This is a genomic window from Streptomyces vietnamensis, assembly GCF_000830005.1.
Lineage (GTDB): Bacteria > Actinomycetota > Actinomycetes > Streptomycetales > Streptomycetaceae > Streptomyces > Streptomyces vietnamensis.
The window spans coordinates 3,769,888-3,792,232 of record NZ_CP010407.1 but is presented as its reverse complement, the minus strand read 5'-3'; the positions used below and the strand labels follow the sequence as shown (position 1 = coordinate 3,792,232).

Annotated in this window: 17 protein-coding genes; 6 read left to right on the top strand and 11 right to left on the bottom strand. The window is 71.9% G+C overall.

Annotated elements, in window-relative coordinates:
- Positions 1-201: 201 nt before the first annotated feature.
- Positions 202-2,724: an ATP-dependent Clp protease ATP-binding subunit gene (locus tag SVTN_RS16780; RefSeq protein WP_041129826.1), complete on the top strand. Its 2,523-nt coding sequence runs from the start codon at positions 202-204 to the stop codon at positions 2,722-2,724.
- 75 nt (positions 2,725-2,799) lie between these two features.
- On the opposite strand, the gene SVTN_RS16775 is transcribed toward SVTN_RS16780, so the two are convergent.
- Complete coding sequence (locus tag SVTN_RS16775) at positions 2,800-5,823, bottom strand: NACHT domain-containing protein (protein WP_041129825.1); 3,024 nt, start codon at positions 5,821-5,823, stop codon at positions 2,800-2,802.
- A 484-nt stretch (positions 5,824-6,307) separates the two neighbouring features.
- Here SVTN_RS16775 and SVTN_RS16770 point away from each other — a divergent pair, with 484 nt between their 5' ends.
- On the top strand, positions 6,308-6,994 hold the full coding sequence (locus SVTN_RS16770; protein ID WP_041129824.1) for a M23 family metallopeptidase: 687 nt from the start codon (positions 6,308-6,310) through the stop codon (positions 6,992-6,994).
- A 5-nt stretch (positions 6,995-6,999) separates the two neighbouring features.
- Here the strand turns inward: SVTN_RS16770 and SVTN_RS16765 are convergent, their stop codons facing one another.
- Positions 7,000-7,557, bottom strand: coding sequence for a TetR/AcrR family transcriptional regulator (locus SVTN_RS16765; protein ID WP_041129823.1), 558 nt, complete (start codon positions 7,555-7,557; stop codon positions 7,000-7,002).
- Positions 7,558-7,652: 95 nt separating this feature from the next.
- Between SVTN_RS16765 and SVTN_RS16760 the strand changes: the two genes are divergently transcribed.
- A complete protein-coding gene (locus SVTN_RS16760) occupies positions 7,653-9,245 on the top strand; it encodes an MDR family MFS transporter (RefSeq protein ID WP_425428982.1) in 1,593 nt (530 codons plus the stop codon).
- Positions 9,246-9,354: 109 nt separating this feature from the next.
- Here the strand turns inward: SVTN_RS16760 and cseC are convergent, their stop codons facing one another.
- The 6 genes from cseC to SVTN_RS16730 all read right to left on the bottom strand — a co-directional run bounded on the left by cseC (position 9,355) and on the right by SVTN_RS16730 (position 14,685).
- A complete protein-coding gene (gene cseC / locus SVTN_RS16755; RefSeq protein WP_041129822.1) occupies positions 9,355-10,671 on the bottom strand; it encodes a two-component system sensor histidine kinase CseC in 1,317 nt (438 codons plus the stop codon).
- A 12-nt stretch (positions 10,672-10,683) separates the two neighbouring features.
- Complete coding sequence (gene cseB, locus SVTN_RS16750; protein ID WP_041129821.1) at positions 10,684-11,385, bottom strand: two-component system response regulator CseB; 702 nt, start codon at positions 11,383-11,385, stop codon at positions 10,684-10,686.
- A 79-nt stretch (positions 11,386-11,464) separates the two neighbouring features.
- Positions 11,465-12,205: a hypothetical protein gene (locus SVTN_RS16745; protein WP_174518264.1), complete on the bottom strand. Its 741-nt coding sequence runs from the start codon at positions 12,203-12,205 to the stop codon at positions 11,465-11,467.
- Positions 12,193-12,768: a SigE family RNA polymerase sigma factor gene (locus SVTN_RS16740; protein ID WP_041129820.1), complete on the bottom strand. Its 576-nt coding sequence runs from the start codon at positions 12,766-12,768 to the stop codon at positions 12,193-12,195. Before SVTN_RS16740 ends, SVTN_RS16745 begins: the two co-directional genes overlap by 13 nt.
- Before the next feature lie 264 nt (positions 12,769-13,032).
- Positions 13,033-13,968, bottom strand: a complete 936-nt coding sequence (locus tag SVTN_RS16735) for an HhH-GPD family protein (RefSeq protein WP_041129819.1) — start codon at positions 13,966-13,968, stop codon at positions 13,033-13,035.
- A gap of 33 nt (positions 13,969-14,001) precedes the next feature.
- The gene (locus SVTN_RS16730; protein ID WP_041129818.1) at positions 14,002-14,685 is read right to left on the bottom strand and encodes a phosphatase PAP2 family protein; all 684 of its coding nucleotides are present in this window, start codon (positions 14,683-14,685) and stop codon (positions 14,002-14,004) included.
- A gap of 236 nt (positions 14,686-14,921) precedes the next feature.
- Here SVTN_RS16730 and SVTN_RS16725 point away from each other — a divergent pair, with 236 nt between their 5' ends.
- A complete protein-coding gene (locus SVTN_RS16725; RefSeq protein ID WP_078908382.1) occupies positions 14,922-15,782 on the top strand; it encodes a hypothetical protein in 861 nt (286 codons plus the stop codon).
- Positions 15,783-15,871: 89 nt separating this feature from the next.
- Here SVTN_RS16725 and disA read toward each other — a convergent pair whose 3' ends face one another.
- Together disA and radA are read right to left on the bottom strand one after the other, a co-directional pair.
- Positions 15,872-16,996 (bottom strand): DNA integrity scanning diadenylate cyclase DisA, encoded by a 1,125-nt coding sequence (gene disA, locus SVTN_RS16720; protein WP_041129817.1) that lies wholly within the window; start codon positions 16,994-16,996, stop codon positions 15,872-15,874.
- A 73-nt stretch (positions 16,997-17,069) separates the two neighbouring features.
- Complete coding sequence (radA, locus tag SVTN_RS16715) at positions 17,070-18,476, bottom strand: DNA repair protein RadA (protein ID WP_041129816.1); 1,407 nt, start codon at positions 18,474-18,476, stop codon at positions 17,070-17,072.
- 173 nt (positions 18,477-18,649) lie between these two features.
- Between radA and SVTN_RS16710 the strand changes: the two genes are divergently transcribed.
- Positions 18,650-20,437, top strand: coding sequence for a BACON domain-containing protein (locus SVTN_RS16710; RefSeq protein WP_041129815.1), 1,788 nt, complete (start codon positions 18,650-18,652; stop codon positions 20,435-20,437).
- A gap of 36 nt (positions 20,438-20,473) precedes the next feature.
- Here the strand turns inward: SVTN_RS16710 and SVTN_RS16705 are convergent, their stop codons facing one another.
- Entirely contained in the window at positions 20,474-21,268 is a 795-nt protein-coding gene (locus SVTN_RS16705) for a DUF3109 family protein (RefSeq protein ID WP_425429049.1), read from the bottom strand.
- Positions 21,269-21,396: 128 nt separating this feature from the next.
- On the opposite strand from SVTN_RS16705, the gene SVTN_RS16700 reads away from it, so the two are divergent.
- Positions 21,397-22,329: a Ppx/GppA family phosphatase gene (locus SVTN_RS16700; protein ID WP_041129813.1), complete on the top strand. Its 933-nt coding sequence runs from the start codon at positions 21,397-21,399 to the stop codon at positions 22,327-22,329.
- Positions 22,330-22,345: the final 16 nt, after the last annotated feature.

The window sequence follows — 22,345 nt, the reverse complement described above, 5'->3', positions numbered from 1 at the left end:
GGCCTGCGGGAACATCGTCTCGCACCATCGAGTTGGAGCATTTGTCGGCTGTTCGGCAGCAGGTCTCCCCGCCGAAGAGGGGGTGATCCGGACGGATGTCGGCAGTTGGAATGAGCGGTCCCCGCTTGCGGGACTAAGCTGCGGAAGGACAGGGAGGGGATCGACCCCTAACTGACTGACCGCTCTGAGGAGCGATTAACGATGTTCGAGAGGTTCACCGACCGCGCGCGGCGGGTTGTCGTCCTGGCTCAGGAAGAAGCCCGGATGCTCAACCACAACTACATCGGCACCGAGCACATCCTTCTGGGCCTTATCCACGAGGGTGAGGGTGTCGCCGCTAAGGCCCTGGAGAGCCTCGGGATTTCGCTCGAGGCGGTCCGCCAGCAGGTTGAGGAGATCATCGGACAGGGGCAGCAGGCCCCGTCCGGCCACATCCCCTTCACCCCGCGTGCCAAGAAGGTCCTGGAGCTCTCGCTCCGTGAGGCCCTCCAGCTCGGCCACAACTACATCGGCACCGAGCACATCCTGCTCGGCCTGATCCGCGAGGGCGAGGGCGTCGCCGCCCAGGTCCTCGTGAAGCTGGGCGCCGACCTCAACCGGGTGCGGCAGCAGGTCATCCAGCTGCTCTCCGGCTACCAGGGCAAGGAAGCCGCCACGGCCGGCGGTCCTGCCGAGGGCACCCCCTCGACGTCCCTGGTCCTCGACCAGTTCGGGCGGAACCTCACCCAGGCGGCCCGCGAATCCAAGCTCGACCCGGTCATCGGGCGCGAGAAGGAGATCGAGCGGGTCATGCAGGTGCTGTCCCGCCGCACCAAGAACAACCCGGTCCTCATCGGCGAGCCCGGCGTCGGCAAGACCGCCGTCGTCGAGGGCCTGGCGCAGGCCATCGTCAAGGGCGAGGTGCCCGAGACCCTCAAGGACAAGCACCTCTACACCCTGGACCTCGGCGCGCTGGTCGCCGGCTCCCGCTACCGCGGTGACTTCGAGGAGCGCCTGAAGAAGGTCCTCAAGGAGATCCGCACCCGCGGCGACATCATCCTGTTCATCGACGAGCTCCACACCCTCGTGGGTGCGGGCGCCGCCGAGGGCGCGATCGACGCCGCCAGCATCCTCAAGCCGATGCTGGCCCGCGGTGAGCTCCAGACCATCGGTGCCACCACGCTCGACGAGTACCGGAAGTACCTGGAGAAGGACGCGGCCCTCGAGCGCCGCTTCCAGCCCATCCAGGTCGCCGAGCCGTCGCTGCCGCACACGATCGAGATCCTCAAGGGTCTGCGCGACCGGTACGAGGCCCACCACCGGGTCTCCATCACCGACGAGGCCCTCGTCCAGGCCGCGACCCTGGCCGACCGGTACATCTCGGACCGCTTCCTCCCGGACAAGGCGATCGACCTGATCGACGAGGCCGGCTCCCGGATGCGCATCCGCCGGATGACCGCGCCGCCGGACCTCCGCGAGTTCGACGAGAAGATCGCCGGCGTCCGCCGCGACAAGGAGTCCGCGATCGACTCGCAGGACTTCGAGAAGGCCGCGTCCCTGCGCGACAAGGAGAAGCAGCTCCTCGCCGCGAAGGCCAAGCGGGAGAAGGAGTGGAAGGCCGGCGACATGGACGTCGTCGCCGAGGTCGACGGCGAGCTGATCGCCGAGGTCCTCGCGACCGCCACCGGCATCCCGGTCTTCAAGCTGACCGAGGAGGAGTCCTCGCGTCTGCTCCGCATGGAGGACGAGCTCCACAAGCGCGTCATCGGCCAGAAGGACGCCGTCATCGGCCTCTCGCGGGCCATCCGCCGTACCCGTGCGGGTCTGAAGGACCCGAAGCGCCCCGGTGGCTCGTTCATCTTCGCCGGCCCGTCCGGCGTCGGTAAGACCGAGCTTTCGAAGGCGCTCGCCGAATTCCTCTTCGGCGACGAGGACGCGATGATCTCCCTCGACATGTCGGAGTTCAGCGAGAAGCACACGGTTTCCCGTCTCTTCGGTTCGCCTCCCGGATACGTCGGCTACGAAGAGGGCGGCCAGCTCACCGAGAAGGTGCGCCGCAAGCCGTTCTCCGTCGTCCTCTTCGACGAGGTCGAGAAGGCCCACCCCGATATCTTCAATTCCCTTCTCCAGATCCTGGAGGACGGTCGCCTGACCGACTCCCAGGGCCGGGTCGTGGACTTCAAGAACACGGTCATCATCATGACCACCAACCTCGGGACCAGGGACATCTCGAAGGGCTTCAACCTGGGCTTCGCCGCCCAGGGCGACACGAAGTCCAACTACGAGCGGATGAAGGCCAAGGTCAGCGACGAGCTGAAGCAGCACTTCCGCCCGGAGTTCCTCAACCGTGTGGACGACATCATCGTCTTCCCGCAGCTGACGCAGGAGGACATCCTCCAGATCGTCGACCTGATGATCAGCCGCGTCGACGAGCGCCTCAAGGACCGGGACATGGGCATCGAGCTCTCCCAGTCCGCGAAGGAACTGCTCGCCAAGAAGGGCTACGACCCCGTGATGGGCGCCCGGCCGCTGCGCCGGACGATCCAGCGCGAGATCGAGGACACGCTCTCGGAGAAGATCCTCTTCGGCGAGCTGCGCCCCGGTCACATCGTGGTCGTGGACACGGAGGGCGAGGGCGAGGAGCGCAAGTTCACCTTCCGCGGCGAGGAGAAGTCGGCCCTGCCGGACGCCCCGCCGATCGAGGCGGCGGGCGGCTCGGGCCCGAACCTCTCGAAGGAAGCGTGACGCACGCGCTGAGCGCTGAGCGGTAAGGGGCGGCCCCGGAACCCGATGGGTTCCGGGGCCGCCCCTTTTCCGTGGTCAGGCGGAGACGACCTGGACGTGCGGGGCGAGCCGCTCGGCGCCGGTGACGAGTCCGATCGCCCGGACCGAGAGGAGGTCGGTGAGCCCGGAGAGCGGGGCGAGATCGTGGCTGCCGGGGGCGAGGTGGAGGCGGCGGACCGACGGGAAGACCTCCACGGCCCGCCGGAGGCCCGACGTGTCGACCTGGGAGGCCAGGTGGAGCACGGTGACTCCGGGAAGGACGGTCCCGACGGGGCAGTCGGCGAGGTCCGACCCCCTGAACGCGAGGGTTTCGACGCCCGCCAGTGCGGCGAGCTGCTGCCAGCGCTCGGGGGAGAGGGGCTGGGCCTCCCACAGGTGCAGCTCGCGCAGCTCCGGGAGCCGGGACAGCCGGTCCAGACCGTCCAGGGGGAGCGTGGTGATCGAGAGCTGGCGGAGAGGAGCCGTCGCCGGCAGATCGTCGGACGACCAGTCGGCGCTCAGGGAGAGGCTGAGCGAGAGCCTGCGCAGCCGGGTCAGGCCGGTCAGGGGGGCGAGATCCGGCGAGCGGTCGAACACCTCCAGGGTGAGCCGCCGGGGCTCGCAGTGGCTGAGGAGCGAGGCCCTCGTTCCGGGGGTCACCCGGTGGTGGATCTGCAGCAGCCGGGGCCGCAGACCGAGCCGGATCAGCTCGTGGGCCTGGGCGTCGTCCTGGACGGTGTAGTAGAGGCCGGTCGGGTCGAGCCGCGCCACGATCTCCTCGGCGTAGGAGCGGGTCTCGTACCGGTGCCAGGCCCAGATCATCTGGGAGCGGACGGCGACCGAGGGGTGGGAGACGAACCGGGACAGGTAGAGGACGGCGGCGTCGTCCTGGACGTGGGAGGCGGCCACGACCGCCAGGCGGGCCGCGTCGGCGTCCAGGTCGTCCGGGCCCGGCAGCAGATCGAGGACCATGCGCCCCGCCGAGCCCAGCAGCTTGGCCTCGTCGAGCGTACGGGGCGGGACGACGTCTCCCGTACGGGCCAGGACCCGCTCCCGTACCTCCGGCGGCACCTCCGTCGCGTGGTCCAGGGCCGTTGCCGCCAGCAGGACCAGGCGGAGCGGGCGGTCCGTGGCCGCGTCCGCCGCCTTCAGGAGCTCCTGGAGGATCTCCGCGCACTCGCGCGGCCTGGCGTGGCCCACCGCCATGCGGATGACGTCCTCCCACTGGTCGTCGGCGGCGTGCCGGACCAGGACGCCGATGTCCCAGTGGTCCACCAGGGCCTTCGCGGCCAGGTAGTCCTGGAAGGTGCGGTGGACGAAGTCGACGGTGTCCGCGGTCGGCTCGCGCAGGAGGCCGCTGCGGTGGAGGAGGTGGGTGAAGACCTTCTCCGGCGGATGCTGCGCGGCCTCCTGGACCGCCGGTACCGCCTCCCGCACGAGTGACTCCGCGTGGGCCCGGTCCAGCTGGGTGCGGCCGTTGAGCGTCAGCCAGTACGCGAGGCGCTGGATCAGCTGGATCTGCGGGGCCTCGTCGAGGGCGAGGCCGGACGGCGCCCCCATGTCCCGCTCGCGGTCGCGGCGCGCGAGGAGCATCGACAGGGCGGCCTCGTAGAGGGCCTTGCGGCCGCGGGGCAGGAAGCCGCGCCGGTCGCGGTGGAGGGCGCAGATGAGCCCGCACATGAGGGGGTTGGTGGCGAGCTGGGCGACGTGCTCGGCGGTGCGGAGCGCGTCGAGGAGCGGCTGCTCGTACGGCTCCGCCTCCGGCCCGGCGGCCCGGTGCCAGCGGCGTACGAACGTGGCGACCTCGGCGCGGGTCATGGGCGAGAGGGTCAGCTCGGTGAAGCCGTCGGAGGACAGCCAGTCGTCGCGTACGGCGGTGGGGCGGGAGGTGACGAGCCAGCGGTTGCCCTCGTACGTGTCGAGCAGGCTCCGGAGCCACTCGCGGGCCCTGCCCCGCTCTGCCTCGGGGATCTCGTCGATGCCGTCGACGAGGACGAGGCCCCGGCCGGAGGACAGGACGCGGTCGACCCATCCCTCCGGCGGGGTGAGCGGGCAGCCGGCGGCGGGCAGGAAGCGGTCGGGGGCGGGGAGCCGCTCGCCGTGGCGGGTGAGGGCGCGCAGGGGCAGGACGAAGGGGATGCGGCCCCGGAGGTACGCCATGCCGTCCGTACGCCCCTCGGCAGCCGTGCCCGCCGTCCGCCCCTCCGTCGCCGCCGAGACCGTCAGCCACTGGACGAGGGTCGTCTTGCCCGAGCCCGCGAGGCCGCGCAGCAGGACCTTGTCGTGGCGGGAGAGGGCGAGGTCGGCGCGGACGGCCTGTTCCCGCTGGTGCGGGGCGAAGGGGCCCGCCTCGTCCGGCAGGGGCGCCTCGCCCGTCGCCTCCAGGGACAGATAGGCCAGGTCCAGCGGCCACCGGTCCGGGGAGTGGTGCAGGTCGATGCCGTAGATCGTCAGGCGGCCGTGCTTCTTGGCGAGGTGCTCCAGGTACCGGCGTTCGAAGTCCGCGTCCCGCCCGTCCGCCCGTGGCGTGCGGCGGATGACCTCGTCCATCTTCGCGATGAGCTCGCCCTGCGCCCGGGTCTGTTCCACCAGGCTGCGGGCCACGAACGTGGAGCGCTGGGTGAAGAACTCCAGGATGTGGAGGCAGGCCCATTCGGTCAGCGACTCCAGGTAGAGGCCCGAGTCCGTCGAGAGGCCGTCCGGGGCCGGGGCCGCCGTCCGCAGGCGGCGGGCGAGGTCGCGGTGGCCGAGGCGGACGGCCTGTACGTCGTCCATGTCGAGGTCGCCGAGGGCGAGGAGGGTCCGGGCGAGGGTGTCGGTGACCGCCTCGGTCTCGTCGGCGGGGAAGGGGCGCTCCCCGTCCCTGCCCCGGGAACGCTCGACGAGCGTTCCGGCGAGCCTTCGGACGTCCTTTTCCGTGAGCGTGCGCTTCTCGCCGCGGAAGGAGACCAGGGAGGAGAGCCGGACCTTGTCCGATCGGCCCGTGAGGCCCGCGCCCGGACCGTCGCTGACCAGCAGTTTCCTCAGCAGCGGTCCGATCGCGGCCGAGGCGAGGCGCGTGCCGATGAGTGCCGGTTCCATGCGTGGTCCCCCCGTGGATTCCCTGGATTCCCGAAGCGGTCAGCGTAGTGCGGGACGGCGTTCCGGGCGGCTCGGTTGCGTGACCCAGGTCCCATTCGGGGCGGGCCGCTGGTGACAAGGCGCACAGGCGTTTTGAGGGGTACTAACGAGGATAGTGGAGACGTTTGTGTCGATTGGGGACATTCAGGTGTGAACCATCGGGACTTTGGTCCCGAAGGGTTCCGAACCGGGCGTCAGGCGGCGTTTCAGGCGGTTTCGGGCCCTCATGACGTGCGCGTAAACCGATTCGCTTGTGTCGGTATGTCCGATTTCGCGACTCCTCTCCGGGGTCGTCAAGGGGTCAACTTCCCCGGAGATCGCTACGACGCAATGTCGTAGATGGGGCGTTTTGGGATGGGCTGGGGGTCGGGTTACCAAGGATGAGCAAGCCCGACGCAGCGACCGTCCGCGTCGGGTCCCGTACTTCCCGGAGGTCTTCCCCCGTATGTCGAAGCGCGTCATGAACCCCGCCGCCCGTATCACCGCCGTTGCTCTCGCCACCGCGGGTCTGGGAGCGACGCTGGTGGCCGGAGCAGGGTCCGCCTTCGCCGCCGAGGGCAAGATCGCCACCGCCCCGGCCGCCCTGACCGCGTCCGCCGCCGTCGCCGCCCAGGCCGACGCCCAGGCCCACCTCGCCGCTCAGGTGAAGGCCGCCGTCGCCAAGGCCGCCGCCGTGAAGGCCACCCCCGTGAAGGTCGTCAAGAAGGCGGCCCCCGCCTGGGTCAAGCCGGTCACCTCGTACGCCCTCAGCGCCAGCTTCAACCAGGGCGGCGCCATGTGGGCCCACAAGCACTCCGGCCAGGACTTCGCCGTCCCGGTCGGCACCCCGGTCAAGGCCGCGGCCGCCGGCACCGTCGTGAAGGCCGGCCCGAACGGCGGCGGCGACGGCCCCGCGTACGGCAACGCGATCGTGATCAAGCACGCCAACGGCACGTACTCCCAGTACGCCCACCTGTCGCGGATCCAGGTCAACATCGGCCAGTCGGTCGGCGCCGGCCAGCAGATCGCCCTCTCGGGCAACACCGGCAACTCCTCCGGCCCGCACCTGCACTTCGAGATCCGTACGACCCCGAACTACGGCTCCGCCGTCAACCCGATGGCCTTCCTGCGGGCCCACGGCGTCGGCGTCTGACGCACTTACTGGCCCTTCTGGGCCTGATCGATGAGATCGAGGGCGACCTCGAGGACGGCTTCCTGCTTCTCCTCGGGGTCGCCCTCGATGTTCTCCATGAAGAAGGTCCCGGCGTGCAGTGCGAAGACCGCGCTCACGGCGCGGACCTTGTCCTTCACCGGGGCGTCGGGTTCCTGGATGAACTTGTTGAGCGCGAGGAAGCGCTCCTTGAAGGTGAGCCCGATGCTCAGGTCGCGCACGGTCGCCTGGTTCTCGTGCATGAAGCGGAACAGCGGAGCCGCGGCGAGCAGCGCCTTCTGGTAGCGGCGCAGGATCTCCTGCTTCACCTCCAGGGTGCGCGGCTGCTCGCCCGCCCACTCGATGAGGTCGTCGAGCGGGCGCGTCAGGTCCTGGAAGATCCCGATGATGATGTCTTCCTTGGTCTTGAAGTGGTAGTAGAGCGCCGCCTTCGTGACGTCCAGACGTTCCGCGATCTCCCGCAGCGAGGTCTTCTCGTACCCCTGCTCGGCGAAGAGTTCGAGAGCCACGTCCTGGATGCGCTGGCGGGTGTTGCCTCGGGCCATGACGGGTCTCCGCTTTCCAGAAAACTTACTTGACGCCCGGCTAGTTACCGGCCTACCGTCCTCAGTGTAGTAACTAGCCGGGCGGCAAGTAAGGGATGGACATGGCGACGAAACAGAACGTTCAAGCGGTGGAGGGGAAGGCTGCGGACCCGCAGCCGCGCAGCGTACGCGTCGTCCTTCTCGCCCTCATGATCGCGATGCTCCTCGCGATGCTCGACAACATGATCATCGGCACCGCCATGCCGACGATCGTCGGTGAGCTCGGCGGCCTGGAGCACCTCTCCTGGGTCGTCACCGCCTACACCCTGGCCACCGCCGCCTCCACCCCCATCTGGGGCAAGCTCGGCGACATGTTCGGCCGCAAGGGCATCTTCCTCACCTCGATCGTGATCTTCCTGATCGGCTCGGCGCTCAGCGGCATGGCCCAGGACATGGGCCAGCTCATCGGCTTCCGCACGATCCAGGGCCTCGGCGCCGGCGGCCTGATGGTCGGCGTCATGGCGCTCATCGGCGACCTGATCCCGCCCCGCGAGCGCGGCAAGTACCAGGGCATGATGGCCGGCGTGATGGCCCTCGCCATGATCGGCGGCCCCCTCGTCGGCGGCACCATCACCGACCACTGGGGCTGGCGCTGGTCCTTCTACATCAACCTGCCGCTCGGCATCGTCGCCCTCGCCATGATCACCACCGTCCTGCACCTGCCGAAGAAGCAGCGAGCCACGGGCACCCGGATCGACTTCCTCGGCGCCGGACTGCTGACCGTCGGCATCACCGCGATCGTCCTCGTCACCACCTGGGGCGGCACGGAGTACGCCTGGGACTCGGCCACCATCGTCGGCCTGATCATCGGCGGCGTCGCCGCGCTCGCCGCGTTCCTCTTCGTGGAGACCCGGGCGAGCGACCCGATCATGCCGCTGCACATCTTCCGCAGCCGCAACTTCACCCTGATGTCCCTGATCGGCTTCATCACCGGCTTCGTGATGTTCGGCGCGGTCCTCTACCTGCCGATCTTCCAGCAGTCCGTCCAGGGCGCCTCGGCCACCAACTCCGGCCTGCTGCTCCTGCCGATGCTGCTGTCGATGATGGTCGTCTCGCTGCTCGTCGGCCGCTTCACCACCAGCACCGGCAAGTACAAGGTCTTCCCGATCGTGGGCGGCGCGCTCATGGTGGTCGGCCTGTTCCTGCTCTCCACGATGGACACCGGCACCTCGCGCCTCGTCTCCGGCATCTGGATGGCCGTCCTCGGCGCCGGCATGGGCTTCCTCATGCAGATCACCATGCTGGTCGCCCAGAACAGCGTGGAGATGAAGGACATGGGCGTCGCCTCCTCCTCCACCACCCTCTTCCGGACGCTCGGCTCCTCCTTCGGCGTCGCGATCATGGGCGCGCTGTTCACCAGCCGCGTCCAGGACGAGATGGCGTCCCGCGGCGGGGGCGGGCTCACGGAGCGGACCGCCCAGGCGGGGGGGGGGAGCCTCGCCAAGCTGCCGGCCGCGCTCCGCGAGGCCTACCAGCACGCGGTCGCCACCGGCACCCACGGCGCCTTCCTGGTCGCCTCGGCCGTCGCCGTCCTCGGCTTCGTCCTCGCCTTCTTCGTCAAGGAGGTGGCGCTCCGCGGCGCCGGACCGGCCGCGGCCCCGAAGGCGGAGTCCGGCGACGACGCGCTCAAGGTCGCCGAGACGGTCTGATCACCCGTACGTCTCCCGTACGACCCGTACGAAGAGGTCTCCCGTACGAAGAGACCTCCCGTACGGAAAGGGGGCCGGTCCTGGAAAGGACCGGCCCCCTCTCGTGTGCTCACTCCGCCAGCCGCAGCACCGGGAAGCTCCCCGTGTTCGTCGGCGCGTGGTCCGGCAGCCACAGCACCGCGATGGCGCCGCCCACCCCGCCCGGGGCCCCCTCCGCGGCCACGTTCCGGAAGGTCAGCCGGGCGCCGAGGACCCGGGCCTGGCCCGCCGCGATCGTCAGGCCCAGGCCGTGGCCCTGGCCCGCGCGGTCGCTCGTCCCCGTACGGAACCGGCTCGGCCCCTCCTTGAGGAGCGCCTCCGGGAAGCCGGGGCCGTGGTCGCGGACGCGGACCACCCGGCCCTCGACGGTGACCTCGACCGGCGGCTTGCCGTGCTTGGCCGCGTTGGCGAGGAGATTGCCCAGGACGCGCTCCAGGCGGCGCGGGTCGGTGTTCACCCAGTCCTCGTGCACCACCCGGACGACGACCTCCGGGTCCAGGGCCCGCACCCGCCGCTCCACGAACTCGCCGAGCGCGATCTCCTGGAGCTCGGCCCGCTCCGAGGCGCTGTCGAGCCGGGCCACCTCGAGGACGTCCTCGACCAGGGTCCGCATGGCCTGCGCCCGGTCCCGTACGAGCTCGGTCGGACGTCCCGGCGGCAGCAGCTCGGCCGCCGTGAGCAGCCCGGTGACGGGGGTGCGCAGCTCGTGCGCGATGTCGGCGGTGACCCGCCGCTCGGCCTCGATCCGCTCGTTCAGGGCGTCGGTCAGCGCGTCCACCGCCCACGCCAGGTCGTCGGTCTCGTCCCGTACGACTCCGCCGACGGCGTCCCGCACCCGTACGTCCGTATTGCCCTGGGCCACCCGGCCGGCCGCGACGGCGGCCTTCCGCAGCCGCCGCGAGAGCTGCCCGCCGATGAGCACGCCGAGCGCGCAGCCGCCGAAGACCACCGACACCGAGCCGATGACGAGCGCCCGGTCCAGATCGTTCATGATCGTCGCGCTGCGGTCGGCGAAGGGGATGTGCAGCGAGAGGACGTCGCCATTGGCGAGCGGCACGGCCGCCCACACGTCCGGCGGCCCGCCGTGCCGGTGCTCCTGCACGTACGTCCCGCGCCGCTTGTCCCGCATCAGCTGGTCGAGCTGCGGCGGCAGCGCCGGGTCGTTGATCTTCGTGCCGAAGCGGGGCTCCTTCGGCTTCGACGTCTCGTACATCCGCTGCGCGAAGAGCAGCCGCTCCATCTGCACCTCGCGCGCGTTGTCGAGCATCGAGATGCGGGCGGCGTTGTGCACGACGACGCTCAGGGTGACCGCGATGAGCGCGCCGACCGCCGCGATGGCGACGGCGATCTTCCAGCGGACCCCGGTACGGAGGGGAAGGAACTTCACCGGCTCACTGACCTAGCTCTTGAGCTTGTAGCCGAAGCCGCGCACGGTCTCGATCCGGTCCTGGCCGATCTTGGCTCGCAGCCGCTGCACATGGACGTCCACGACCCGGGTGTCACCGCCCCAGCCGTAGTCCCAGACCCGCTCCAGGAGCTTGTCCCGCGACAGCACGGTGCCCGGCGCCGACGAGAACTCCAGGAGCAGCCGCATCTCGGTCGGGGTCAGCGCCACCGGCGCCCCGCCCCTGCGGACCTCCATGCCCTCGGTGTCGACCTCCAGGTCGCCGAAGACGAGGAGCCCGCCGCCGTCCGCCGGCTCGTCGTGCTCGCCGGCGCCGACCCCGCCCGCGTGCCCGAAGCGGCGCAGCACGGCCCGGATGCGGGCCATCAGGACGGAGCCGTCGAAGGGCTTGGTGACGTAGTCGTCGGCCCCGGCCTCCAGGCCGAGCACCACGTCGATCGAGTCCGCGCGCGCCGAGAGCATGATCACGGGCACCGTCGACTCGTCGCGGATGCGACGGCAGAGGCTGACCCCGTCCATCCCCGGCAGCATCACGTCGAGGAGGGCGATGTCCGGCCGCTGCGCCCGGAAGGCGTCCAGGCCCGAGAGCCCGTCGGGCATGGCGGTCACCCGGAAGCCGTCCCGCTCCAGGGCGAGCTGGGTGGCCTCACGGATGACGTCGTCGTCCTCGACGAACAGGACATGGGTCTCGGCCATCGTGCGTGCCCTTCGGTGTTCGTGTGCTGCGGTCTTTCGTGTGCCGCGGTCTTGCGGCCTGCGCTCTGCGGCTTGCGGCTCAGTTGGCGGGCGGCTCGCTCGGTGCGGGCTCCGTGCCGTCGCCGACGGCCCTGCTGTAGTCGTTGTGCACCCAGTCGTGCTGGGTGAACCTGTTCCCCGACCAGCGGTAGGTGATCACGTCCTCGCCCGAGGGGTACGCGACCGGGTCCCCCTTCGCGTACACCTGCTTGGTGACGATGAGATCGCCCCGGTCGATCGTGGCGTAGACCGCCGCGTCCTCGGTCATGAACACGTTCTCGTACCGGTCGTTCTGCTTGCGGTACACGTACGTGCCGATGCCGACGGCGTCACCGCAGGTCATCACGTTGACGACGACGTCAGGGGCGGCGGAGTTCGTGAGATTCCCGTAGGAGGCGTCCACCGGGTACGCGTCCGCGACGCACGGCTTCAGATCCCCCTTGAACCGCTCGCCGATCTTGGGATCGGCCTTCAGGAGCGCGATCGGATCCACCCGCTCGGCCGACTGCGGGCCGGCACTGGCGGAGACGGAGGGGGTGGGCGCCGTGGCGGCGATCTCGTCGGTGCGGGCCGCGCCCTCGTCGCGCGATCCGGTGCCGCCGGTGGAGCAGGCGGCCAGGGAAAGCCCGACGGCGACGAGCCCGGCCGTCGCCGTGACGCTCGCCGCCCTGACCGTACGCCGAGGGCGGCGGCGCCCGGTCTCGTACCGGTCGTCGCCGCCGCTCACACCGTGGTGGTCTTCGTGTGGTCTGCCGCCGGGTTCGCCGTCTAGGCCGCGCACCGCTCCCGCCCCCCTTCGTCACCTCGTACCGTCGCCCGCTCCCCGGTCCGCCCCAGGGCACGGGCGTCGAGGTCACGGCTCTCCAGTTCCTGGCGGAGCCGGGCGAGCGCGCGGTGGAGCGTGGACTTCACCGTACCCGTCGACATGCCGAGCGCCGCAGCCGTCTCCTCGGTGCTCATCTGCTCCCAGTGGCGCAGCACGACGACGCTGCGCTGCTTGGGCGCGAGGACCTTCAGGACGTCCATGAGGAGCGCGCGGTCGGCGTGCTGCTCGGTCGGGTCGTCGACGCTCCCGTCGGGCAGCTGCTCGGTCGGCACCTCTTCGAGCTTGCGGGAGCGCCACCACTCGGTCCGGGTGTTGATCATGACCCGGCGCAGGTAGGCGTCGGCGAGGGACTTGTCGGCGATGCCGTCCCAGCGGCCGTACGTACGGGCGAGGGCCGTCTGGAGGAGGTCCTGGGCGTCGACGGGGTCGGCGACGAGACGACGGGCGCTGCGCAGCAGCGCGTCCTGCCGCGTGCGTACGTACTCCTCGAAGTCGAGCACCTCGCCGCCGTGCCTCATCCGAACCGCCTCCGATCCCCGTGACCTGCTTCGTTCCTCGTGTCGTCGATGACGCTACGGAGCGGTTGTCACGGGGCTGTGCGGGGCAGCCGTCGGTCGACGCACGGCTACCCATCGGTTGTGTAACAGCGAGATCTTGGATCCAACGTCCTGGATCCGGTGTCCAGCGTCCTGGATCCAATGTCCTGGATCCGGTGTCCAGGGTCCTGGATCCAGAATCCGGGATCCGGGATCCAGGAGATTGGATCCCGGATCCAGGCCGCGTCAGGACAGCGGCAGCCGGTACCGGCCGCCGTCCAGCGGCTCGACGAGGCCGTCCGCGACCAGGCCGTCCAGAGCCCTGGCCCGCTGCACCGGCTCGTCCCAGACCGCGTCCAGGGCCGCCTGCGCCACCGGGTCCGCGGACTCCCGCAGGACGGCGAGGAGCCGGCCGCGGACCTGCCGGTCGGTCCCGGCGTACGTCTGGCCCCGCCGCGGCGGACCGTCGTGCGCGGGCTTCCCCGAGAGCCGCCAGGCGCACCGGTCGGCGATCGGGCAGCGCCCGCAGTCCTCGTTCTTCGCCGTGCAGACCAGGGCGCCCAGCTCCATGGAGGCGGCAGCCCAGCGGGAGGCCGTCCCTTCGTCCTCCGGCAGCAGCGCGCGGGCGAGCCGCCGCTCGGCGGCCGTGGTCGCGTTCGGCGGGTACTGGACGCCGGTCGCCGCCCGGGCGAAGACCCGGCGCACATTGGTGTCCAGGACGGCGTGCCGCTGCCCGTACGCGAAGGAGGCCACCGCCGCCGCCGTGTACTCGCCGATGCCGGGCAGCGCGAGCAGCTGTCCGTGATCGGCGGGTACGTCGCCGTGGTGCCGTTCCGTTATGGCGACGGCCGCCGCGTGCAGCCGCAGCGCCCGGCGCGGATAGCCGAGCCGGCCCCAGGCGCGGACCGCCTCGCCGGGGGCCTCGGCGGCCAGGTCGGCCGGGCGCGGCCAGCGCGCCAGCCACTGCTCGTACACCGGGAGGACCCGGACGACCGGGGTCTGCTGGAGCATGAACTCGCTGACCATGACGCCCCAGGCGCCGGCCTCGGGGCGGCGCCAGGGCAGGTCACGGGCGTGCCGGTCGAACCAGGCGAGGACGGGCCCGTGCAGCTCGGAGGGGAGCGCCGGGGCGACGGGGGCCTCGGCGGCGGAGGACGTGGGGGGAGTGTCGATGGAAGTCATGGCACCTCCGATCCTGGCACGTCCCCGGCGGGATCAGTACGCGCCGTGGCGTGCGCGAGAGCGCCGCTCGGAGTGCACGGGGGCGTGCGCGGAGGCGTGCGCACTCGGCCCGCGCCCCGCGCACCACACCACGGCCGAGCTCCGGCTCGACCGGGCCGTCTCCACCAGGGACCGTACGGGCCGCTCGGCCACCCGCATCACGAGGAAGGCGACCAGGGAGCCGAGGAGCAGGCCGACGGTCACGTCGTGCGGGTAGTGGACCCCGACGAAGACCCGGGAGAAGGCCATGAGCAGCGCCATCGGCACGGTCAGCCAGACGATCCCGCGCCAGGACAGGGCGAGCGCGATCGCGGCGGCGCCCGCGATGGCCGAGTGGTTGCTCGGGAAGGACCAGTCGCCGTGCGGCGGGCAGGCGACGAGCGAGACGGGTGCGCCGGCGACCGCGCGGCAGGGACGCTCCTCGTCGACCAGTGACTTCAGCGCCTCGCTCGCCACGTAACCGAAGCCGGTGGCCACCGGGGCGAGCAGTGCGAGCGCCATCGTCCGGCTCGACCCCTCACGGGAGCGCCACCAGCCGGCGAGGAACAGCACGCCGAAGAGCAGCAGCCCGAGCTCCGTCCACACCTCGGCGAGCCACTGGAACCAGTGGGGGGTGGAGTGGGCGAAATCGGCGACGTCGAGATAGAGACGGTCGGAGAGGTCGAGAAGGGTGTCCATGGTGGATGACGCTAACCGGAATCCGGACTCCGCCGCCCCGGGCCAACGGCCAGAGCGACCCCCGACGAAAGTGGGGGGTTGGCGATTCGCACCGTTTATCCATGTTTCCCGAAGGGGTTTTGGCGGGGTTCCGGGAAAAGTTCCCGGAACGGACGTATGTGATCATCGGCAAAACTTGAGGTCTCGGGCGGCGGGTGGGGCGGGAGTTGGGCCGGATCTCTCGTAAGGTTCGGGTCGTGGGATCTTTGCGCAATCCGGTCGGGCCGCTTCCCTCCACCATCTACTGGCGACGGAGGGCGGTGGCGCTGTGCCTGGTGGCGCTTCTCGCGCTGCTCGCCGCCTGGGCCTTCACCTCGGGTGACGGCGGCGGGAAGAAGACGAACGACGCCGCCAACGGCTCGTCGCCGACCCCGCCTTCGATCACCCCGGGGCCCTCCGGCACCGGCCCGGCGATCAGCCAACAGCCCGGTGGACGCGACGAGTCGGGCGACTCCGGCGGCAACGGCGGTTCCGCGGGCTCCGGTACGGACGAGGGTGCGGGCGCGGACGCCGGTACCGATGCCGGTACGGACGCGGGCTCCGGCTCCGGCACTGCCGGCACCGCCGGCACCGGCAAGAACGGCGACACCGACGGAGCCGGCGGCGACGGAGGCGCGGGCACCGGCGCGGGCCAGCAGGTCCCGGCCGACTCCCCGATCCCGAACTGCCCCGCCGGAGCACTGCAGTTGACGCTCCGCGCCACCAAGGTCGCCTACGAGGCGGGGGAGAAGCCCCGCTTCCAGCTCGTCGCCAAGAACACCTCGAACACCACGTGCAAGGCCGACTTCGGGCCCCGCAGCGCGGTTCTGACGATCAGCGACGACCGGGACGACGAGGTCTGGTCCACCGCCGACTGCCCGCGCCCCGGCAACCCGGTCCTGCTGCGCGTCCCCGCGCACGCCACCGTCACCCACACCGTGGAATGGGACCGCGGCCACAGCGCCCCGCAGTGCGCGAGCGCCCCGGCGGGCCAGGCCGGCCCCGGCACCTACCTGGTGGAGGCGGAGATGCCGGGCGCGAAGGTGCTGGCGGCCTCGTTCACGCTGGCGAAGGACTGATCCGTACGGACTGATCCGTACGAGCTGATCGGTATGAGCTGATCCGTACGACTGGACGTACGGACTGATCCGTACGACTGGACGTACCGCTAGACGTACCGCTCCAGGATCGAGGACTCCGCGAGCCGCGACAGGCCCTCGCGGACGCTGCGGGCGCGGGCCTCGCCGACGCCGTCGACGGTCTGGAGGTCGTCCACGCTCGCCGCGAGCAGCTTCTGCAGCCCGCCGAAGTGCTCCACCAGGCGCTCGATGATCGCGCCGGGCAGCCGCGGCACCTTCGCCAGGAGCCGGTAGCCGCGCGGCGAGACCGCCGAGTCGAGGGTCTCGGGCGAACCGCTGTAGCCGAGGGCCCGCGCCACGACCGGAAGTTCGAGCAGCTCGGTGTGGGTGAGCGCGTCCAGCTCGGTGAGCGCCTCGGCGACCGTCCGCGAACGCTTGGCGGTCGGCTCCGGCACGTAGTCCCGGATCACCAGCTCGCGCTCCGGCTCCACGCCCGCGATCAACTCGTCGAGCTGGAGCGAGAGGAGCCGCCCGTCGGTGCCGAGCTCGACCACGTACTCGGCGATCTCGGTGGCGATCCGGCGGACCATCTCAAGGCGCTGCGCGACCGCGGTGACGTCCCGGACCGTGACCAGGTCCTCGATCTCCAGGGCGGAGAGCGTGCCGGCCACCTCGTCGAGCCGCAGCTTGTACCGCTCCAGGGTCGCGAGCGCCTGGTTGGCGCGGGACAGGATCGCGGCCGACTCCTCCAGGACCCGGCGCTCACCGTCCACGTACAGCGCGATCAGCCGCATCGACTGGGAGACGGAGACGACCGGGAACTTGCACTGCTTGGAGACCCGGTCCGCGGTGCGGTGGCGGGTGCCGGTCTCCTCGGTGGGGATGGAGGCGTCCGGGACCAGCTGCACGCCCGCGCGGTGGATCTTGGTGATGTCCTTGTCGAGGACGAGCGCGCCGTCGAGCTTGCACAGCTCACGCAGGCGCGTGGCGGTGAACTCGACGTCCAGCTCGAAGCCGCCGGTGCACATCGAGTCGACCGTCTTGTCCAGGCCGAGGACGATGAGACCGCCCGTGTTTCCCCGGAGGATCCGCTCCAGGCCGTCGCGCAGCGCGGTGCCCGGCGCGACCGCGCTCAGGGCGGCGCGCATCAGCGCTTCGTTGCCGGAGCCCGCGCCGGACTTTCCAGGAGCTGCTGCCCCGTCCTTGGCTGCCACTGCACTCCTCCGGCTCGTACGGATGGGCGAGACCAGGGCAAAGTCTAGCGACACCGTCCTGCGGGGGTGTCGGTCAGCGGGCCGGTGCCTCCTCCGCGCCCTTCGCCCGCCGGCTCCGCGGCAGCACCCGCAGCGCGTCCCCCACGTCCGCCACCTCCGTCACCTTCATCCCCGCCGGCACCTTCCCCGGGTCCCCCGGGACCAGCGCGTGCGTGAAGCCGAGACGGTGCGCCTCGGCGAGCCGCCGCTGCACGCCCGTCACCCGCCGCACCTCGCCCGCGAGCCCGACCTCGCCGATCGCGACCAGGTTCTTCGGCAGTGGGGTGTCGCTCGCCGCGGAGGCCAGCGCGAGCGCGATCGCCAGGTCGGCGGCGGGCTCGGTGAGCTTCACGCCGCCCACGGTCGCGCTGTAGATGTCCCGCTTGCCCAGCGCGCTGATCCGGCCGCGCTGCTCCAGGACCGCCAGCATCATCGAGACCCGGGAGGTCTCCAGACCGGAGGTCGTCCGCCGCGGCGACGGGATCTGCGAGTCGACCGTCAGCGCCTGCACCTCGGCGACGAGCGGACGCTTGCCCTCCAGGGTGACCGTCAGACAGGTGCCGGGCACGGCCACGTCGCGCCGGGTCAGGAAGAGCCCGGAGGGGTCGGCGAGCCCCGTGATGCCCTCGTCGTGCAGCTCGAAGCAGCCGACCTCGTCGGTCGCCCCGTACCGGTTCTTCACGCCCCGGACCAGGCGCAGGCGCGCGTGCCGGTCGCCCTCGAAGCTCAGGACGACGTCGACCAGGTGCTCCAGGAGCCGGGGGCCCGCGATGGCCCCTTCCTTGGTGACGTGGCCGACGAGGAGCGTCGACATGCCGCGCTCCTTGGAGGCCCGGATGAGGGCTCCGGCGACCTCGCGGACCTGGGCCATGCCGCCGGGCGCGCCGTCGATCTCGGGGGAGGCGACGGTCTGCACCGAGTCCAGGACCAGCAGGGAGGGCTTCACGGCGTCGAGGTGCCCGAGGACGGCCGACAGGTCGGTCTCGGCCGCCAGGTACAGATGGTCGCTGAGCGCGTTGATCCGGTCGGCGCGCAGCCGGACCTGGCTCGCGGACTCCTCGCCCGTCACGTACAGCGTGCGGTGCTCGCCGCTCGCCGCCTTGGCCGCCACGTCGAGCAGGAGGGTGGACTTGCCGACGCCCGGCTCGCCGGCGAGCAGCACGACGGCGCCGGGCACCAGGCCCCCGCCGAGGACCCGGTCCAGCTCGTCGACGCCGGTCGAGCGGGCGGTCGCCTGCCGGCCGTCGACCTGGCCGATGGGCAGCGCGGCGGTGGAGACGCGACCGGCGGCGGTCGTGCGGACGGCGGGCGCGCCGTACTCCTCGACCGTCCCCCAGGCCTGGCACTCGGGGCAGCGGCCGAGCCACTTGGCCGTCTGCCAGCCGCACTCGGTGCAGCGGTAGGACGGCCGGTCCTTGGCGGTTTTCGTACGGGCAGCCATGGACGACACCGTATCCGCCCCCACCGACAACGGGCCGCCGTCATCCACAGGGGGACCGTCGCCCCACCGGAACGCCGGGTTCCTGTCCCCTTTCGAGCGATACCTTCACCCGTAAGAATGAGAATGGAGCAACCGGTACGAAGAGTGCTCCCCGTCCTGCCTACGGTCGCCGAGTGACGAGCAGCAGGCTGGATTCCCCCGCACGCACCACCGGCGCACACCGGGCGCACCGCGCCACGGACCAGGGACCGCGCACGCTCGGCCGGCGTCCCCCCGCCCGTTACGAGGCCGCCCTCGACGGCCTCTTCACGTACTGCCTCTCCGTGCTCTGCGACCACGACACGGCCACCGCCGTCCTCGGCGACGTCCTCGCCGTCGCCGAGCGCCACCACGGCCGCTGCCCCTCCGACGAGGACGGACGCACGGCCTGGCTGTACGCCCTCGCCCGCTGGGCCTGCCTGCGCAGCCTCGGCGAGCAGCGCCGCAAGCGCCAGGGCGCCCACACCGGCCGCCCGGCCGTCACCGCCCCCGAGCCGCCCCGGGTCTCCGAGGAGACCGCCGAGCGGCGCCGTGCCGAGCTCGCCCTGCTCGCCTGGCCCGAGGCCGCCGGCACCACGCCCGAGCAGCGCGAGGCCCTGGAGCTCGCCGTGCGGCACGGCCTCAGCCACCGCCAGGTCGCCGCCGTGCTCTCCCTCGACCCGCTCGCCGCCCGCGAACTCCTCGCCACCGCCGGCTGCGAGGTCGAGCGCACCCGCGCCGCCCTCGCCGTCGTCGAGACCGGCAGCTGCCCCACCGTCGCCCGGCTCACCGGCGACCACCAGGTGCTCCTCTCGGCCGCCCTGCGCGCCGAGCTCGTCCGGCACGTCGACGACTGCCCCCGCTGCCGCCGCGCGGCCGAGCGCGTCGGCGCCGCCGGCCCCTGGCCCGGCGCCTCGGCCCTCCCCACGGACCGGCTGCCGCTCGTCGAGGCGCCCCGGGCCGCCGCGTACATGGCGATGCTGCACGTCCCGCGCGCGCGTGCCGGTGCCCCGCGCTTCGCGCCGACCGGCTTCCCCATGGACCCGAAGGACCACGTCGCCCGCCGCGACCGGATGCGGGCCCGCGCGGTGACCACCACCGTCGTCGCCGCCGTGGTCGCCGCCCCCGTCCTCGCCCTGTGGACCTCCTACCGCGGCACCCCGGCCGCCGACGAGACCGGCCACGACGGACGCAGGATCAGCGCGCGCGAGGCGGACGAACCGGTGGGCCCGGACGGCGGCCCCTACGACCGGTACGAGAACGCGGGCAACGCCCGCACCACCCCCGAGCCCCGCTTCACCCAGGGCAGCCGCGCCCCCGACGTCTCCGTCGAGGTCGTCAGCCCCGGCGGCCCCACCGAACCGGCCCGGCCCGGCGAACCCGCCGCCGGCTGGATCACGGTCTCCGCCACCGGCCGCGGCGACCTCACCCTGCTCACGCTCACCGCCTCCGGCGGCTCACCCGTCGACTGGTCGCTGTGGACGGACGCCCCCTGGCTGTACGTGAGCCGGGCCTCCGGCACGCTCCGCCCCGGCGAGAAGATCACGATCGCCGTCCGCGTCGACCACGCCCGCGAACCCGTCGGCGCCTGGAGCGCGCGCGTGGGCGTGAACCCGTCCGGCGCGGAGGTCAGGATCGACGGCTACCGCAAGCCGCCGCCGACGGACCCCCGGGTCATCACGCCCCCGCCGGTCACGACGACGGAGCCCACGACCCCGCCGACCAGCCCGCCCACGACGGAACCGACCACGCCGCCGACCACGGAACCCACCACGCCGCCCACGACGGAGCCCACGACCCCGCCGCCGACGACGACGGAGCCGACGAACCCGCCGACGACGGAACCGACCACCCCGCCCCCGACGACCGAGGAACCCCCGCCCACGACCTCGGACCCGGGCACGCCCCCGCCGTCGACGGAGGACCCGAGCCCGACTTCCTGAGGGCTTCCAAGGGCTTCTAAAGGCTTCTAAAGGCTTTTACGCGGGATCAGCGGGATGCGGAGCCACCAGCGGCAGCTGCGAGGCCAGCCGCGCCTCGCACAGCCCGGCGAGCACCCCGTACGCCTCCTCGCCCATCATCTCGACGAGCTCCGGCCGGTACGAGACGTAGACCGGCTCGGCACCGACGTGCGCCGACGAGGCCGTCGTGCAGTACCAGTGCAGATCGTGCCCGCCCGGCCCCCAGCCGCGCCGGTCGTACTCGCCGATCGACACCTGCAGCACCTTGGTGTCGTCGGGGCGGTCGACCCAGTCGTACGTCCGCCGCACCGGCAGCTGCCAGCACACGTCCGGCTTCGTCTCCAGCGGCTCCCGGCCCTCCTTCATCGCCAGGATGTGCAGCGAGCAGCCCGCGCCGCCCGCGAACCCGGGCCGGTTCTGGAAGATGCAGGACCCCTCCCAGCGGCGGGTCTGCCGGTCGCCGTCCTCGTCGAGCTGCACCCAGCCCGACTCCGTACCGACGTCGTGGAACTGCCACAGCTCCGGGGTGAGCCGGGCCACATGACCGGCGACCCGCTTCTCGTCGTCCTCGTCGGAGAAGTGCGCGCCCAGCGTGCAGCAGCCGTCGTCGGCGCGCCCTTCCTGGATGCCCTGGCAGCCGTTGCCGAAGATGCAGGTCCAGCGGGAGGTCAGCCAGGTCAGGTCGCAGCGGAAGACCTGCTCCTCGTCGGTGGGATCGGGAAACTCGACCCACGCGCGCGCGAAGTCCAGGCCCTTCTCGTCGGGCTCCTCGGCCTTGCCCCGCTTCTGCTTCCCGACCTTGACCGCCTTCACGGCCTTCGCCGCGTGCGCGGTCCTGGCGTCCTTCACGCGTACGCCTTCGCTCTCTTTGCCCGGCTTCGCCTTTTTCGTCTTTGGCACAACACCAAGCGTATGCGGGCCGGAGCAGTAGCGTTCCGTCCATGAGACTCGGAGTCCTCGACGTCGGTTCGAACACGGTGCACCTCCTCGTGGTGGACGCCCACCCCGGCGCCCGGCCGCTGCCCGCCCACTCGCACAAGGCGGAGCTGCGGCTCGCCGAGCTGCTCGACGAGCGGGGCGCCATCGCGCCCGGCGGCGTCGAGCGGCTCATCGCGACCGTGCGGGATGCGCTCCTGGCCGCCGAGGACAAGGGCTGCGAGGAGGTCCTGCCCTTCGCGACCTCCGCGGTCCGCGAGGCCAGCAACGCCGACGCGGTCCTCGCGCGCGTGAAGGACGAGACCGGGGTCGACCTCCAGGTCCTCACCGGCGAGGAGGAGGCCCGCCTCACCTTCCTCGCCGCCCGCCGCTGGTTCGGCTGGTCCGCGGGCAAGCTGCTCCTCCTCGACATCGGCGGCGGCTCCCTCGAAGTCGCGTACGGCATCGACGAGGACCCGGACACGGCGGTCTCCCTGCCCCTCGGCGCCGGCCGCCTCACCGCCGGCTGGCTGCCCGGCGACCCGGCCGACACCGCCGACGTGAAGGCCCTGCGCCGCCATGTGCGCGCGCAGATCGCCCGGACGGTCGGCGAGTTCAGCCGCTTCGGCAAGCCCGACCACGTCGTCGCCACCTCCAAGACCTTCAAGCAGCTCGCCAGGATCGCGGGCGCGCCGGGCTCGGGGGAGGGCCTCTACGTCCAGCGGATCCTGTCCCGCAAGTCCCTGGAGGAGTGGGTTCCGCGCCTCGCCGCGATGACCGTGCCCGAGCGCGCCGCCCTCCCCGGCGTCTCGGAGGGCCGCGCCGGACAGCTCCTCGCGGGCGCGCTCGTCGCGGAGGGCGCGATGGACCTGCTCGGCGTCGAGGAGCTGGAGATCTGCCCCTGGGCCCTGCGCGAGGGCGTCATCCTGCGCCGCCTGGACCACCTGCCGGAGCACTGACGGACCGTACGGGGCA